We start from the raw sequence: 15948 nt of genomic DNA, 5'->3' as shown, positions 1-15948 counted from the left end.
TCTCAAAGGAAATCCCCATGTCCATGACCGTTCAACCCCAGCCAGACCGTCCGGATCAGAGTGTGGTCGCGGCGCAGAACGACGCGTTTCGCAAGCTCGCATGCCTTGGGGTGCCGCCCGCGCAGCCCATCCAGGGCCGCATGCATGTCACCCGCTCGCTTATGGAGGCTGGTGACGGCTTCATGGCCGAGGCGGTGAAGGCCACCGGTGCGTTCGATACATTCGAGCCTGAGAATGATCCCGAGGGATGGCACGATTTCGGGGCAGTCGAGATCCGTGGCCAAACCGTGTTCTGGAAAATCGATCTCTATGAAGCAGAATCGGATTTCCGCTACGGGGCTGAGACCCCGGACAATCCCGCCACCACCATGCGCGTGCTGACCATCATGCTGGCGCGCGACTGGTAGAAGGGCAGGGGACTCCTCCCCCTAACACCCCAACAAATGAAGGCCCGCTGGCCCTTTAAAGGGAGAGTGGGCCTTTTGTCGTGGTGATCCCCGAAGCCGGGGATTGGTTACGCGCGCGCGCGGGCCACACCTCACCCACCTGGAAGGATATCCCATGACCACAAGTTTCAAACCCGCTTCTGTCGCCATCGGCGACCTTGCCGCCCATCCCGCAAATGTGCGCAGCAACTCCCCGGAAACCTATGACCCCGAGAACATCGCACATCTGAAAGCCAGCATCGCGGTGCTGGGTCTCCTCCAGCCGCTCCTGGTTCAGAAGATCGACGGCAAATATGCCGTACTCGCAGGCGGTCGCCGCCATGCCGCCCTGAAGGAGCTGGCGGCAGATAAGGCCGCCAAGGCGTTCACCGCTAAGACCAAGGTAGATTGCCGCCTCCTGCCCGAGGATTGCGATGTCACCACGGCATTGTCGCTGGCCGAGAACGTCACCCAGGCGCCGATGAATGCCATCGACGAGTTCGAGGCGTTCGCCCGGATGATGGAGGTCGACGGCCAGACGCCCGAGACCATCGCCAGGACCTTCGGCACCACGATCGCCGCCGTGAAAGGCCGGTTGCGCTATGGCCTGATCCACCCCGACATTCGCGCGGCGGCCCGGGCCAAGACGATCACGCTCGACACGATGAAGGCCTTTGCCGAGCATCCGAGCCAGGAGGTTCAGCGCGAGGTTTATGAGGCTCTGACCAAGGAAGACAGCTATCTGCAGGCCTATACCGTCCGTCAGGCTCTCAAATCCCGCGGGGTGCAGGTCAGCGATGATATCGGGGCCTTCGTGCGCGAGGACTATGAGGCCCGCGGCGGGGCCATCGCGGCTGATCTTCTGGAAGAGCATTCCGTGCTCGAGGATGCGGCGCTGGTCGAGACCATCCTGCGCGAGAAACTCGGGGCTGCCGCTGAGGAGGCCCGCGCAAAACTGGGCTTTGCCTGGGCAGATGCGATGGTGCGGTATGATTACGCGACCATGGCCGACTATGGCCGCGTCTATCCCGGCCCAATCGAGCCGGATGAGGCTGCCCGGAAGCGCATCGACGAGATCACCGCCGCGCTCGAGCAACTCCAGCTTGAGATGGAGGATGAGGGGCTCGAGGACGACGCCTACACGGCGCTCTACGAACGTGTGGACGCTTTGGAAGACGAAGCGCGCGATTTGCAGGAGGCCTACGGTGCCGAGGACCTTGCCCGCGCCGGTGTGATTGCGTCGTGGTCGGGCGGTCAGGTCACGCTCCATGTGGGCCTCGTGCGCCCGGAGGACAAGCAAGAGGCGTCTCAGAGCCCTTCCGGTAACCAGACCAGTAAGGATGAGCCCGACCCAGGCGAGATCGCCTATCCGGCCTCGCTGGCCGAGGATCTCAAGACCGAACGTGCGATGGCCCTTGGCGCCGCGATGGCTTTGCACCCCGAGGCCACGCTCGATCTGACCCTCTTCAAGCTGGTCAGCGACGTCCTTGGCAGCGGCATGAGCGTCACGCAGGCGATCAAGATCGATGCCCGCAAGGAATACCGCAGCCATGCGAAGATGGACGAGATTGACGACACCTCGCTCGAGCAGGTGGCGGCGGCGCATAATGCGCTCGACCTCTCGTGGCTTGATGAAAGCCGGTCTCCCGCCGATCAGTTCGCGGCGTTTCGCGCACTCGAGGAAGGCGAGAAGGCCAAACTCGTCGCCTATGCGACGGCCAGCACCACGCAGTCCTGCTTTGCCCGGGATCGGCAGCGCGACAGCCTGATGCATGACTTCGAGATCGAGATCATGCCCGACATTCGCGTCCACTGGACGCCGAACGCGGCGCTATTCAACCGTTTCAAGAAGGCTTGGCTTCTCAAGATCCTCGGCGAGGATCTGGGTCTCGCCCAGGAGGCGGTGACGCTGGCCTCGTCGAGCAAGAAGGAGATCGTCGCCTTCTGCGACAAGCTCTTTGCCGAGCCCTTCGCCACGCTCACCGATGCGCAGCGCGCTGCCGTGGCGGCCTGGTGCCCGCCGATGATGCAGACCGCCGGTGTCGCCTGTGATGAGGCGGAGCCCGCTGCGGACTCCTGGGAGCCTGACAGCGAGGTCGGGCAAGCGGCCTGAGGCCTTACGCGACCCGCGCGAAGCATTTCGCCCGCGCGGGTCGTCCTTCCCACACTCAACCGAAAGACATCTCCATGGCTATTCTCAAGTTCTCCGCGTCTGCTGTCGCGGCGCAGATCGCCCATGCGCGCGCCTGCAAGACCTTCCTGCCCAACTGGAACGGACCTGTGGACAGGCCCGCCCTGATCCTCATCGTCGGCAATGGCGTGCATTTGCGCTCGAACGGCATCGATGGCACGACCACCCGCATCGTCACGACCGAGCAAGCCGATCCGTCCTTTGCTTTCGCCGACGGCATGAACCCGTTTCGGGACATCGACTGGATGGCGCAGCGCCGCGTGGCGTTTCGTGATCTGACCGGCCAGTTCTACACCGACATCCTCGACGATGTGCAGGTGCTCATCGACCGGGGGCGAGGGGCCATCCGGCTCGCCACCGATGGCAACAGCATCCGCGTCTTCGTGCGCCGGGCCTCGGATTATCTCATCGGCGGGACATACGACGTTCCCTCCGGTCTTGGCGGCACGTTCCGGGTCATCCTCAAGGATGCCTGCGATACCTTCGCGATCGTGCAGAACTGCGGCAATTGCGAGGATTTCGACGCCATGCAGCCCTACCGCGTGCCGCTTGATGCCCTGATGGAACTCGATGACCGGAGGGCTGCCTGATGGGATGGCTCTTCTACACCGATCGCCGCGTCCAGACCTACGCGGATGAGAAAGCGGAGATTGCCCGGCTCTGCACCTCTCATGGCGACACGCGTAAAACCGAACTGATCAAGGCCTGCAAGGTGGGCTCCACCTGGTATGCGGCGGCAAGGGTCACAAGTATCGATGGCTCGCCGGTCGAGGACACGACCTATGTGACCGATGCGGATGGCTCCATCACTTTCGGGGCTGTCTTCCTCACCCGATACGATGACGGCTGCTGGGGCTACAAGGACATGGAGGAAAGCGCTGGCCCGAACGAGTCTCGTGCTCCCCTTGGGCTGATCGCGCTCCTCTCCGACCTGAAAGACCCGGACAGCTACGCCCAGGACTGGCGCCAGCGTTGCCGGGACTGGGCTGCGATCCCGGACTATGCCGAAGGCGACAAGATCAAGCTTGCAGCACCTGTGACGCTCACCGATGGCAGCACCTGCCAGATCGTCACCGCGACGCACTACAGACGCGGGCGGCAAAAACGCCGCTGCTACCGCATCGAGGAAACCGGTGGGCTCGTACGCCTGTCGAAGGCCTCGCTTGCGGGCTCGGAGCTGCTCAGCTCCGCAAAAGGCGAGGCCAGTCCTGTGCTGGCGGAGTATCTCGCGGGGCAGCGAGGCTGAGTTTCCCGCTGAGACAACACCACGGGACCACGCGCTCACATACTGCCGACTTGAAACCGTATCTCAAATGAGATACACCACTCCCATCAACTGGAGGACCATCCATGCCTGCCCAAACATCCATGCTTCATGTCCGTGTTGACGATCAGCTGAAAGCACAGGCTTCGGACGCACTTGCGGGCGTCGGTCTGACGCTCTCCGACGCGGTGCGTATTCTTCTGACCCGCGTGGCCGCAGAAGGCGGATTGCCTGCCGGATTGACTGCTGATCCGGATGCCTATGACGCCTGGTTCCGGGCGAAGGTACAGGAAGCGCTGGACGATCCAAGGCCCACAACGTCCCATGCCAAGGCGATGCAAGACGCCCAGGCATTGATTGACGGGAAGCGCCTTGCCAAATCTTGAATGGAAAGCGACGGCCATCGCCGACTTGCTGGCAATCATTGACTACATCTCTGACGACAACCCGGATGCCGCCCAAGTTCTCAAAGACGAGATTGAACACAAGACGTCCCTCCTTCCTGAACGCCCTCTGATGTACCGCGCGGGCCGTGTGGACGGGACTAGGGAGATGGTTGTTCGGCCGAACTACATCGTGGTTTATGCTGAAAGCCCCGAGATGGTGACCATTTTACGCGTTCTTCATGCTGCGCAGCAGTGGCCATGATCGGGGTGCAGGCCCCCCGCTAAGAAATTGCCCGCTCTACGCCTTCAAAGTGTAGAGCGGGCTTTTTGTCCTTTGGAACTCAGACCCTGATCCAAAGGAAACCCCCATGTCCAAGCCCCGCTCAACGCTCCCTAATCCTGTTGAATCCGACGCTAACCTCGCCTCTGCCCTCGCGCAGATCGGCACGGAGGTCGACTACCAGCCCCTTCGTAGCTCAGCGCTTGCGCGCATCATGCGCGAGACGTTTCATGGCAGCGATGCCGGCGGTGCCTGGGACTGGCGCATGGCATATGACCTGATGCAGGCCGCGGCTGTTCAGGTGCTGCTGCGTGGGGACGGCGCGGCAGGTGACATCGCCGCTGCAAGGCTGCTTGCCTCGCGGCTCCTGACGGAAACCCGCCGCTCCGAGCAGCAGATCCGGCTGCAGCAGTTTTCCACGCCGCTGCCATTCGCGGCGCTGGTCGTGCGGGCGGCGGCGATCCGCAAGGGCGAGACCGTGCTGGAGCCGTCGGCTGGCACCGGCGCTCTCGTTACTTTCGCCGCCCGGGACGGTGCCACGCTTTTGCTCAACGAGATCGACCCCTTTCGCCAGCGCCTTTTGCGCGCGGTCTTTGGCGGCGATGTGACGGGCCATGACGGTGAGCATATCGACGATCTGCTGCAGACGCCGGTTCTGCCCGACGTCGTGGTGATGAATCCGCCCTTCGCTTCCTCGGTTGATCGCTCGCGAGACAAGCACATCGCCGCCAAGCATCTCATTGCGGCTGCGAAGCGCCTGGCACCCGGTGGGCGGATGGTGGCGATCATGCCGCAGGGGTTCACGCCAGAACGCGATGCTGCGCATTGGTCACGCGCCTGCGGTCTCCTGACGCCGCGATTGGCGTTGACGATGCCGGGGCAGGTCTACCGCAAGCTCGGCACCTCGGTCGAAACCCAGCTCATGGTCTTCGACAAGGTGCAGGAGGATGGTACGTTCATCCGGGCCAGTGTGTAGGATCTGGATGAGGCCTTGGCATATGTCGACGCCGTGGCCGCAACCCGGCCCGAGATGCGCCCCGCCCAACGTACTGAAGCGATCCCTCATGCTCGGCCGACCGTTCCATCATCTGCCCCGCGCAAGACCGCCGCTGCGCCTGTCGCCGCCTTCAAACCCCGGGCCAATGCCGTCCGTCCGCTCAGCTTCACAAGCTTTGAGACCCCGCGCGACAACACGCCCATCTCGGAAATCTATGCGCGCTACCGTCCGCAGCGGATCGAGATCGCGGGTGCGCTGGAACATCCCACGCCGCTGGTCGAAAGCATCGCCATGGCATCGGTCGCGCCGCCGGTGCCCTCAAACACGGGCAGTGATGACTTGCGCCTGCCCGCACGGTTGATCGAGGAGGGAGATCTCTCCGAGGCGCAGCTCGAGACCATCGTCATGGCACACGATGCCCATGGGCGCGACCTGCCGGGGCGGATGCGCCTAGATGACGACCAGACCAAGCTGACGCGCGCTGATGATGACCCTAAAGCCCGGGCCTATCGCCTCGGTTACTTCCTCGGCGACGGCACTGGCTGCGGCAAGGGGCGCGAATGCGCGGGTCTCATCCTTGTGAACTGGCTTGCCGGGCGCAGAAAGGCGATCTGGGTCTCCAAATCCGCCACGCTCATCGAGGACGCCACCCGCGACTGGACCGATCTTGGCGGCTCGCCCGCCGACATCCAGCCGCTCTCCAAATGGAAACCGGACCAGCCCATCCCGATGGGCGACGGCATCCTCTTTGTGACCTACGCCACGCTGCGGTCCGCGGGCAAATGCGGCACCACGCGACTGAGCCAGATCCTCGATTGGATGGGCGGAGACTTTGAAGGCGTGCTGGCTTTTGATGAAGCCCATGCCATGCAGAACGCGGCAGGGTCCGAGCAGGGCAGGGGGGTCAAACCCTCCCAGCAGGGCCTTGCAGGCCTCCGGCTGCAACTGGCAGCACCCCGCGCTCGCGTCTTCTATATCTCGGCCACGGGCGCCACGAGCGTGCACAACCTGGCCTATGCCGCGCGTCTCGGTCTCTGGGGACAAGGCCCCGAATACCCCTTCCCGAGCCGCGAGAGTTTCGTTTCAGCGATGGAAGCCGGCGGCGTGGCTGCCATGGAGGTGGTCGCGCGTGATCTCAAGACGCTCGGCCTCTACACGGCCCGCGCCCTCAGCTTCGATGGCGTGGAATATGACGTGCTCGAACACGCGCTCACCCCGGCCCAGATCGAGATCTACGACGCCTATGCGGGAGCCTTTCGCACGATCCACCACAATCTCGAGGCCGCGCTGACAGCGACCGGCGTCAACGACGCCTCGGGAGAGACTAATGCCTCGGCCGCACGCGCCTCGGCCAAGTCCCGCTTCGAAAGCACGAAGCAGCGCTTCTTCAACCATCTCCTGATGGGCATGAAGGCCCCGACCATCATCCGCGCCATCGAGGAGGATCTGGCGGCGGGCAAGGCTTGCGTCATCCAGGTGGTCTCGACGGGTGAGAGCCTGCTGAAACGCCGACTTGAGACAATGGACCCGGAGGATGAACTCGTCGAGGGCGCGCTAACGCCGCGCGACTACGTGCTGGGATACCTCGAACAGGCCTTCCCGATTCATGCGCAAAAGCTGGTCGAGATCGACGGAAACATGGTTACCGAGCCGCTCCGCGATGAGACTGGCGCGCTGGTTGTCTCGCGCGAGGCGCTCTCCCTGCGCGATGCCGCCATGATGGAGTTGATGACGCTGGCGCCGATTCCCTCGGCGCTCGATCAGATCCTCTGGGCCTTTGGCGACGAGGCCGTCGCAGAAGTCACGGGGCGGTCCATCCGGCCCCTCAAGGCCGAAGACGGCCATCTCTTCATCGAGAAACGCGCCGCCAGCAGCAATTCTTCCGAGACCCAAGCCTTCATGGACGGTGACAAGAATATCCTGATCTTTTCTGACGCGGGCGGGACGGGCCGATCTTACCATGCGGCCCAAACGGCGAAGAACCAGAAACGACGCCGACACTACCTTCTGGAGCCCGGCTGGCGTGCCGATGCGGCCATTCAGGGGCTCGGCCGTACACACCGTTCGGCCCAGGTCAGCGCGCCCTTCTTCCGGGTCTGCACCTCCGATGTGCATGGCGAGAAGCGCTTCACCTCGACGATCGCCAAGCGCCTCGACCAGCTGGGGGCCCTGACGAAGGGTCAGCGCGAGACCGGCTCGCAGGGCATGTTCCGGGAGGAGGACAATCTCGAAAGCCCGATCGCGCGGGCGGCGCTGCGTGGGTATTTCGCCGATCTTGCCGCCGGGCGCGCTGAGGCGATGAGCTACGAGAGCTTCACCGACTGGACAGCCCTGCGACTGATCGACAAGGACGGGGTGCTTCTCGAGGAGCTTCCCCCGATCCAGCGGTTTCTGAACCGGGTGCTGGCCCTGCCCATCCACATGCAGAACGCGCTCTTTGCCGAGTTCATGCGCCGGATTGCCGATCAGACTGAACGGGCGCGCGCGGCGGGCACGCTCGATCTCGGCGTGGAAACCCTACGCGGCGAAAGGATCGAGCAGGTCTCGACCGAGGATCTCTGGACCTGCCCGAAATCCGGCGCCGTGACGCGCATCATCGGACTGGAGGTCACCGACCCGGTCCATGTGCTGTCAGCGGATGACGCCCTGTCGCGCAATCCCGACAAGCTCCCCATGGTCAATCGCGCCTCCGGCCGCGCGGCGCTCATCTCGGCGCGCCCCATGCAGATGTATGACGAGGACATCGTCACGCTCATGCGCAAGACAGTGCGGCCCAACGGGTCGAGCTATCTGGAGGAAACGCGGTTCGCGTCCTCGGCCTGGGAAGAGATCGGCAGGCCCGAGTTTGCAGGGCTTTGGGATGCCGAGGCTGCGTCCCTGCCAAAAACCACCACGACCAAGCTCTACCTGCTGACCGGGCTGCTGTTGCCGATCTGGAAGGACATTCCGACCACCAATGAGCGCATCTACCGGGGCACGCCCGACGGGGCGACCGCGATGATCGGGCGCACGTTGAGCGAAGAAGGGGCGGCCGCGCTCCGCGCCCGCTTCCTCGTCTCCGACCCGCAAACGCCGCAGGAGATGCTGACTGCCGCCCTCGGCACCACCGCGCCGGTCGATCTGGGCCGAGGTCTGACGCTGACCCGTCGCCGGGTCGCAGGCGAGATGCGCCTCGAGCTCTCTGGTGCGGATCGGGGCATGATTGAGGGTCTCAAGGCCCTCGGCTGCTTCACCGAGATCATCGCTTTCCAGCTACGGGTGTTCCTGCCGCATGGGGACGGGATCGAGACGGGAAGCATTCTGGCCCGGATCGTGGGGCAGAGGCCTGCCATCACGGCAGACCAAGCCGCCTGAAAAGCCAAAGCAGGCTTTGGGTGGGGCGTCGCGGATCGGGATTTGACCGGTCTGCGCGTTCCGGGCGCGTGAGCGAATGCCACGCCCGGCCCCCCAATTGCAGACAAGAGGACAGACCCATGACCAATCCCCAGATCGACTATGCCGCAATGGCGGCTCAGTGGCGCGCCGAGCGCGAAACCACCCTGAAAGCAACCCGAGCGGAACTGATCGCGCAATTGCGCGCGCTTGGCATCAACGAGGTCACCGCCGAATACGAAGGCTATGGCGACTCTGGCAATGTCGAGGACGTGAATGTGCAGCCTGCGGAGGTCAAACTGCCGGAAGCGCTTGTCACCGCCGTGGGCGATTTCGCCTGGTCACTCGCCTATCACCATCATCCGGGGTTCGAGAACAACGAGGGTGGCTACGGCACGCTGACCTGGGACATTGCAGCAGACAGCATCACCCTCGATCACGCCGACCGCTATGTCGAATGCTCGCACAGCTATGACGAGGGGCTTTGAGATGGCCCATCCGCTTCATCATGCCGAAAGCTCTGCCCGGAAGTTCGGCGGGGTGCCGTCTGACTATCAGGCCGTCCACGATTGGTTTGACGCCTCGAAAGAGCACCTCGCGCTTTTCACGCACCGGGCCTTGCGCCACCATACCCAAGGCCTGTTCGATGCTGAACGTGTCTTCGGTCTGACCCTGACCAATAGCGCAGGTCGGGACATCCCCGTGCGCTGGATCGGCGAGCAGCATATCCGTGAAGACTGCCAAGGCTGTATCCCGAGTATGGCGGACTGGCTGCGACGCATACAGCCTGAGCCATGGATGGCCAATGGCCATATCGAGCAGCACGTCAGCGGGGAGCCCTGCGGCGATCCAAGGATTGCCTGGGCCTCCGAGGTCGCCGCCGGACGAACGGTTCTTGGCCTGAAGGATTGGATGGCGGCGCGCGCGACGCAAGCCATGCAAGGTGCCTGACAGCTCTCGGTCGTTTGCCAAACGAATGCTGCATAGAAGCCCGGTCGGAAGATCGAGCTTCTTGCGGCGTTTACCCACCATTCTTCTTGAGGAGGTTCGCATGACACTCGAAGACATCAAGGCGGCCGTCGATGCCGGCCAGACCGTGCATTGGGCCAATACCGGCTACGTTGTACACAAAGACCGGCTCGGTCAGTACCTCATCACCTATCTGCCGAACGGCAGCTGCATCGGCCTGACCGACCGGGGCGGGCACCGGTTGAACGGAAAAGAGGCGGAGTTCTTCATCGCGCAACCGAAGGTCGCCGCAGAAAATCTGGGCCGCCAATCAAGACCAGATGGGCAGGGGAGGGGCGCAGCACCCGAAGGCGCGGGGGTATTCCCAGTCGGACGGCAGCTCTGACCCGTGGGCGGGGCTGAAAGGAAAGCAAGCTTTCTGGTTTGTGATCCCAGGAGGGGTCGAGAAAGCAATCCCGGATGCGCTGGCAAGAACGTCAGGCACCGGCCAATCCAAGAAGGAACTATCCCATGTTCGCAGGAACCCTCACCCGCAATGTCGAGACCGCCGCCGCCGAATACACCGGCATGATTCACTCGACGCGATTTGACATCGCCATCCAGCTTGAGGCACGGGCCAAGATGTCCGCGCGCAGCCCGGATTATGACGTGACGGCGATCAACAAGTCCGGTCGCAAGGTGCGCATCGGCACGGCCTGGAACGAAACCGGCAATACCAGCGGCAACCCCTACATCTCGATGCAGATCGATGTCGGCCTCGGCCCCTTCCGGGTCAACGCGGTGCAGACGAAAGAGGCGCGCACGGCCCAGAGTGGCGCGTTCGAGATCATCCCTCTGGTCTCGAACGGCCTGATAAAATCCGGCTCGATCTCAGGCGAGCTTACCGCCATGGACGCCGACAACGCCTTCACCGGCTACATCGCCAACATGATGTTCGATCTGGAGTTCATGCTGATCGAGAACAGCTACAAGACCGAGGAGACCCACCCCGACTACCGGATCGAGGTCAGCTCGCCCCGGGGCACGCCAATCCGCGTCGGCTCAGCCTGGATGGCGAGAAGCAGCCGCACTGGCAATGACTACCTGTCGCTGCTGATCAACACGCCCGACGGTGACCTGCGCGTGAACGCCGTGCAGAACGAAGAACAGCGCGGCGGGCAGACTTTCTCGATCATCCCGTTCATCGACAGCGGTGAGCAACCGCAGGACGCGGGCGCGGGGCTCTCCTTGGTCGCCTAATCGGCGCGCGGGGGGAGACGATCTGAACCGAACGGGGAGCCGTGGGATCACGGTTCCCCTTTTTCTGTGCTGACAGGGTGTAGATACGCACTTGAGTTTGTTGAGTGCCGAACCGCCCTACTGTGGTTCTCAGGATTATGCGCCGCCGTTGCCTCACGTCTAAAACGACCATCCGCCACAGTCACTCGGTTCCAACTCGGTTCACATCATACAATGAGATTAACAGCGGATTTTAGCGTTGTCGTTGAAGGCTGCGCCTCAACGCACGGTTGCCCTCGTTTGGGTCATCCTCTCCAGGGTGCTTCCCTCCGCCCTTCCATTCGTCCGATGCAAGCCATTCCTCGAAATAGATCAGCCAGAGGTGGGTCCAGGGGATAATGGTGAGGTCCAGACGCTTGCCGGCGTCCCATTGTCCGGTTCCGGGCAGATAGAGACAGAGCCGATCAGGGTCATGGTAGATATGTGGCAGGTCGCGTTCACCGGCGAGCAACCTCAAGTCAGGATCTACAACCCGAACGTCCGGCGTTCCGTCCCTCTCCAGGACAAGGGTGATCTGATACGTCCGAGAAAGCGGCGTAGGTTGTGCGTGAAAATGCCACTCCAACCGGCGCGGACCGAGCACCCCCTCGCCGGCTACTGTCTTGGACTTCTGCAGGAACAGGTACTGCTGGGGCAGTGTCAGCCGGTTTCTTGTGGTCGATCCCGCCATCGCGCCTAGTCCCCGAAAAACTCGTTCTTGAGAACGGGCGTCGAAGCGGCCGATTTTTGGGTGGTCAAGCCAACACCCGCACCAAGCAGGAGTGCCCCCGTCTTCCGCCCCTCGTTCAGTGTATCCATCCGCCGGTTCATGGTCCGGGCAACAAGTTTTTCGCCCAGGCTGTCCTTCATGGAGCCTACAATCGCATCGAGGCCAACGAGATCACGCAGGGACTCGAAATCCGCAAGCGCCTTGCTGTGCCACTTGTAGAAGGCCTCCACCCGCGCCGGTTCTTCATTCCATCGCTCGGCAAAATTTTCGCCTACGGTGGTCTCGTTCCAGACCGCGTAAATCTGGCGACCATTGACCAGGGGCCGCTCGATGAAAACCGGCATCAGGCGGATCGTGTCGATCAGAACCTGAAGTTCGTCCGCGAAAACGTGACGCCTGACGCACATCTCATAGGATCGCATTGCCAGGGTCGTGATGATGATCGAGATCGGCGCAATTTCTTCCTGCACATGCAGGAATTCCAGATCCCGGTGACGCTTCAGGAGCTGCACGGTCCGCCGCAGAATGCCTTTGACCGACTGGCGCACCGGGAAGGGCTCGGTCGTGGCCGCATCGCGCTGCGCCGCCATGACCGACTGCGTCATCCTCGGAACCAGGGCCGCCCGCTCGTCGAAGAGGGCCCGATAGGCCCGAGGATTCGTCGCGTGCCAATCCCGCAGCTTGCGATCTGGCACCAGCTCACCGCCGTTCACGCAGTTCGGATTGGCAATGGTCGGCGAGATGTCGAGGTGAAAATCGCCGGCGTAGTTCAGGCGCCAGCAGCGCTTCTTTTCTTCCAGGATAGAAGCATAGTAGGCGTGTTCGCGCAGGCGCTTGCCGATCGCAGCCTTCAGGCGTGCCGGTGCGATTTCCGGGCCAAGGCCGAGGATGAAGCTAATCAGGTCGACATCGAACTCGTCGCGTCCGATTGGTTTGATCGAGGTGCCGAGTGCGCCAGAGCCGTGCAGGTAGACATGGAGGGAAGCAAGCATCGGGTCGCTCGATCCGGCCAACCAGTCTGCGACGGCTTCGTAACTGGTACGGGCCTTCTCGAACTGGGTCTGGGTCCATTCCAGCTCCTGGCAGATTTCTTCGAGGATCGTGAAGACCTGCGCCCGCCGCTGAATGGCGGTATCGGTGAGTGGGTGCGAGAAGATTTGGTTCATGCCGCGTTCCGTTCGAGTTGATGCACGGGCACGAACGGCTCGGCAGGTTGCTGGAAGAAGATGGGGGTCAGTGTGGGGCTCGCGTGCCGGGCACTCGAGGCGCCAAGCCCCTTGAGCCTCTGGATCTTGGTGGTGTCGTCGAGGGAAAAGAAACCCTCCGGCACGCTCGGCGAATACCGGTGAACAGCCGTCCGGTCGTGCGGATCGCCTGTCAGATGACGGGCAATGCCGAGCGCTCCACGGGATTGCCCGTCCATGAAAAGACTGAGGGCCTTCAACCCGAGACCGGCCTTGCCGGGGGATTCAGGCAGCATGTAGACCTCGTCGACACAGCCGAGGCTCAGGATGTGCAGGTCCTGCGGAGACCAGCCAAGCATCGAGATCGCCTCGACGGTCGCGACGCCCACCGGATTGTTGCACCAGGTGCCGCCATCGAGAAGCCCGACATCATCCACCGTCTTGTGGCGCGCGAAATAGGTCGGAGCGGCCGACGTCGCCATCGCGGCGTCGAGGGCCGGCTTCCGGTAATCCTTAGTGAGCCGCGGATGATGCGACGTCTTGTAGATGTAGACGCTGCGCTGGTCGGCATCCCAGGCCGGGATCAGCAACCGGGTCTCAGCTTCGCCGATGAGCTTGTCGCCAAGGACGGCATGGAGTTCGTCCCGAAGCGTCGATGCATCGTGCTTCGGCTTGACCAGGTGACGCAAGGCGGCACGCGCGTCCCGAGCCTTTCGCCCGAACCAGCTGTTGTCCCCCGCTTGCCCGAAAATCGTCGGCCCGCGATTTTCGTAGAGTTCGAGGAGGGTTTTGGCCGGGATGCCGAGGGCAAGGCCGATCGCGAGAATACCCCCGGTTGACGTTCCCGCAATCAGGTCGAAGTAGCGGCCAATCGGCTCATCAAGATCTTCTTCCAAACCCGCCAGGAAAGCCGCGGGTTGGGTGCCTTTGATGCCGCCACCATCGATGCTTAGGATGCGTCTCATGATGCACCTAGCTTTTCTAAGACTGGATCAACCAGCCCATTATCAGGCAGTCCTACGATGCTCTGAAACCTTGGTGTCAGCTCGCCCGTAAACGGTATGTTCATGGCTGCTTCCTCGCTTCGTTGCCTGTCTAGCGCCTCTTGGGGCGATTGGGCGGTTTACAAATTTGCCTTCCTTTTGGCCTCGTGTTACAAAGTAGGGACAAAAAGCCGCGCTTTCAAGCGTTGTAGTTTACAAAATATCAATCATATGGGTGAAGTGTAAACCACCCACTGGGAGGACGTTATGATTGGCAAGAGACTTAAAGGAGCCCGGGCGGCATCTGGCCTTTCGCTCCGTGCGCTTTCCGATGCCATGGAGAACAAGGTGTCCGCTCAAGCCATAGGCAAGTACGAGCGCAATGAAGACATGCCCGGATCGGGCGTGCTGCTGAGTCTTGCCCGAGCACTCGAGGTCTCTGTTGATTTCCTGCTGAGCGATGACGAGCTTGAGTTGGAGGGCGTTGAGTTTCGCAAGTCAGCCAGTTCGTCAGCCAAGGAGATCGCGACGATCGAAGCCAAGACGCTCAATATGGTTGAAAAGTACCTGGCTGTCGAAAGCTTGCTGAATCTTTCGAGTCAGGAATGGGATGCCCCGCATGAAGCGCCCTACTGGGTGACCGATGTTCGTGATGCCGAGGACGCGGCTCGCAACATGCGTGCATCTTGGCAGCTTGGTCATGACCCGATTCCAATGCTTGCCGAACTCCTCGAGGAGCACGGGATAAAGGTGTTGTCTCTGGACGTTGATCGGATTGATGGCCTTGCGGCCAAAGTCCGTCGAAAAGAGCATCACTCCGCACGTGTTATCATGATCAAGAAGAAGACCTGGTCTGAGCGGAAGCGCTTCAGTTTGGCTCACGAACTGGGCCATATGGTTCTTAGGGTCGCCGAAGGGTGCGATTCAGAACGCGCCGCAAATCGATTTGCTGGCGCATTCCTCGTTCCGGCAGAAGTGCTTCGGCAGGAGATTGGTGCCCGCAGAACTGACATAAGCATTGGTGAGCTCATTAGTCTGAAGGATCGTTTTGGCGTTAGCATTCAGGCGCTGACGTATCGATGCAAGGATTTGGAGATCATCAACCAGGCAACATTTGCGCGCCTCTTTAAGGTCTATAAGCAACGAGGTTGGCGGGATGAGCCGTTCGAGGAGCCGAATTCCATTCCTTGGGAACGAGAAGAACCGGACCGTTTTCAAAGGTTGTGTTTTCGTGCCCTCTCCGAGGGGTTGATTGGGTTGTCTCGAGCAGCTGAGCTTCTCGAAATACGAGTAAAAGAACTGGAAGAACGTTTGGACCACATGGCATAGTCGCTGTGTGCAAGTTCTTGTTTCTGATACTTCTGTCCTGATCGACATCGAGAGAGCCTCGCTGACCGCGAGGCTCTTTGACCTCCCCTATGATTTCGTTGTTCCAGATATTCTTTATGAAGCGGAACTCCTTGAGTGGATGGGCCCTGATCTGATCGATCTGGGACTGAGAGTGGAGGAACTTACGCCAGAAGAAACTATACGCGCGACTGAGCTGAAGCGGGCGAAAGCTATGCTATCGACGCCAGATGTCTTTGCATTTTGCCTCGCGGCTGAGAGGGGCTGGGTTCTCCTTACCGGAGACGGTGCGCTCAGGGTTGAGGCAGAGCGCCAAGAAATCGCGATGCACGGCGTCCTGTGGGTCTTCGACGAGATGGAACGTCACGAGGTTTGTTCGACCGACCTCCTGAAATCTGGTCTCGAAGCGGTTCGTGATCATCCGAGATGCAGACTTCCCATAAGAGAAGTCAATCGGCGCCTCGCGCGGTACTGATATGTTCGCGCTCTCCGGTGAAAGACAAATGTTGCCAAGTTTTTCTTTGATCTAGCCGACTGGCCTCCCCTGCTCGGCTGCGCGTGTC

General features: G+C 61.8%; 15 protein-coding genes and 1 pseudogene. 13 read left to right on the top strand and 3 right to left on the bottom strand.

Annotation, left to right across the window (positions count from 1 at the left end; translation table 11 throughout):
• Window positions 1–17 precede the first annotated feature (17 nt).
• The 11 genes and pseudogenes from H8B03_RS17900 (at window position 18) to H8B03_RS17850 (ending at window position 11123) form a co-directional block, all read left to right on the top strand.
• Window positions 18–407, top strand: a complete 390-nt coding sequence (locus H8B03_RS17900; protein ID WP_193143269.1) for a DUF3768 domain-containing protein — start codon at window positions 18–20, stop codon at window positions 405–407.
• A 154-nt stretch (window positions 408–561) separates the two neighbouring features.
• Window positions 562–2538 (top strand): ParB/RepB/Spo0J family partition protein, encoded by a 1977-nt coding sequence (locus tag H8B03_RS17895; RefSeq protein WP_193143268.1) that lies wholly within the window; start codon window positions 562–564, stop codon window positions 2536–2538.
• 74 nt (window positions 2539–2612) lie between these two features.
• Window positions 2613–3206, top strand: coding sequence for a regulator (locus H8B03_RS17890; protein ID WP_193143267.1), 594 nt, complete (start codon window positions 2613–2615; stop codon window positions 3204–3206).
• On the top strand, window positions 3206–3862 hold the full coding sequence (locus H8B03_RS17885) for a DUF6927 domain-containing protein (protein ID WP_193143266.1): 657 nt from the start codon (window positions 3206–3208) through the stop codon (window positions 3860–3862). The genes H8B03_RS17890 and H8B03_RS17885 overlap by 1 nt, the downstream gene beginning before the upstream one ends.
• A 104-nt stretch (window positions 3863–3966) precedes the next feature.
• Complete coding sequence (locus H8B03_RS17880) at window positions 3967–4266, top strand: type II toxin-antitoxin system RelB/DinJ family antitoxin (protein ID WP_127657714.1); 300 nt, start codon at window positions 3967–3969, stop codon at window positions 4264–4266.
• A complete protein-coding gene (locus tag H8B03_RS17875) occupies window positions 4253–4528 on the top strand; it encodes a type II toxin-antitoxin system RelE/ParE family toxin (RefSeq protein WP_193143265.1) in 276 nt (91 codons plus the stop codon). The genes H8B03_RS17880 and H8B03_RS17875 overlap by 14 nt, the downstream gene beginning before the upstream one ends.
• Before the next feature lie 106 nt (window positions 4529–4634).
• A pseudogene (locus H8B03_RS17870) lies at window positions 4635–8897 on the top strand (strawberry notch-like NTP hydrolase domain-containing protein).
• 119 nt (window positions 8898–9016) lie between these two features.
• Window positions 9017–9403: a DUF6878 family protein gene (locus H8B03_RS17865; RefSeq protein WP_065331689.1), complete on the top strand. Its 387-nt coding sequence runs from the start codon at window positions 9017–9019 to the stop codon at window positions 9401–9403.
• 1 nt (window position 9404) lies between these two features.
• Window positions 9405–9866 (top strand): DUF6915 family protein, encoded by a 462-nt coding sequence (locus H8B03_RS17860; RefSeq protein ID WP_193143264.1) that lies wholly within the window; start codon window positions 9405–9407, stop codon window positions 9864–9866.
• Between the two features lie 100 nt (window positions 9867–9966).
• Complete coding sequence (locus H8B03_RS17855) at window positions 9967–10269, top strand: hypothetical protein (RefSeq protein WP_193143263.1); 303 nt, start codon at window positions 9967–9969, stop codon at window positions 10267–10269.
• A gap of 125 nt (window positions 10270–10394) precedes the next feature.
• Window positions 10395–11123 carry a DUF736 family protein gene (locus H8B03_RS17850; protein WP_193143262.1) on the top strand — a complete coding sequence of 243 codons (729 nt, stop codon included), beginning with the start codon at window positions 10395–10397 and terminating at the stop codon, window positions 11121–11123.
• Window positions 11124–11355: 232 nt separating this feature from the next.
• Here H8B03_RS17850 and H8B03_RS17845 read toward each other — a convergent pair whose 3' ends face one another.
• The 3 genes from H8B03_RS17845 to H8B03_RS17835 are packed head-to-tail and all read right to left on the bottom strand — an operon-like array spanning window position 11356 to window position 14020.
• Window positions 11356–11832 (bottom strand): hypothetical protein, encoded by a 477-nt coding sequence (locus H8B03_RS17845; protein WP_193143261.1) that lies wholly within the window; start codon window positions 11830–11832, stop codon window positions 11356–11358.
• A gap of 5 nt (window positions 11833–11837) precedes the next feature.
• Window positions 11838–13037: a nucleotidyltransferase gene (locus H8B03_RS17840; RefSeq protein ID WP_193143260.1), complete on the bottom strand. Its 1200-nt coding sequence runs from the start codon at window positions 13035–13037 to the stop codon at window positions 11838–11840.
• Entirely contained in the window at window positions 13034–14020 is a 987-nt protein-coding gene (locus tag H8B03_RS17835; RefSeq protein ID WP_193143259.1) for a CBASS cGAMP-activated phospholipase, read from the bottom strand. The genes H8B03_RS17840 and H8B03_RS17835 overlap by 4 nt, the downstream gene beginning before the upstream one ends.
• A 285-nt stretch (window positions 14021–14305) precedes the next feature.
• Here H8B03_RS17835 and H8B03_RS17830 point away from each other — a divergent pair, with 285 nt between their 5' ends.
• Together H8B03_RS17830 and H8B03_RS17825 are read left to right on the top strand one after the other, a co-directional pair.
• Entirely contained in the window at window positions 14306–15367 is a 1062-nt protein-coding gene (locus H8B03_RS17830; RefSeq protein WP_193143258.1) for an ImmA/IrrE family metallo-endopeptidase, read from the top strand.
• A gap of 7 nt (window positions 15368–15374) precedes the next feature.
• A complete protein-coding gene (locus H8B03_RS17825) occupies window positions 15375–15860 on the top strand; it encodes a hypothetical protein (RefSeq protein WP_193143257.1) in 486 nt (161 codons plus the stop codon).
• The last annotated feature ends 88 nt before the right edge of the window (window positions 15861–15948 follow it).

It is taken from the genome of Meridianimarinicoccus sp. MJW13, assembly GCF_014901205.1.
GTDB lineage: Bacteria > Pseudomonadota > Alphaproteobacteria > Rhodobacterales > Rhodobacteraceae > Meridianimarinicoccus.
Note: the sequence above shows the minus strand (reverse complement) of the source record. Positions and strands in the feature narration are given on the sequence as shown.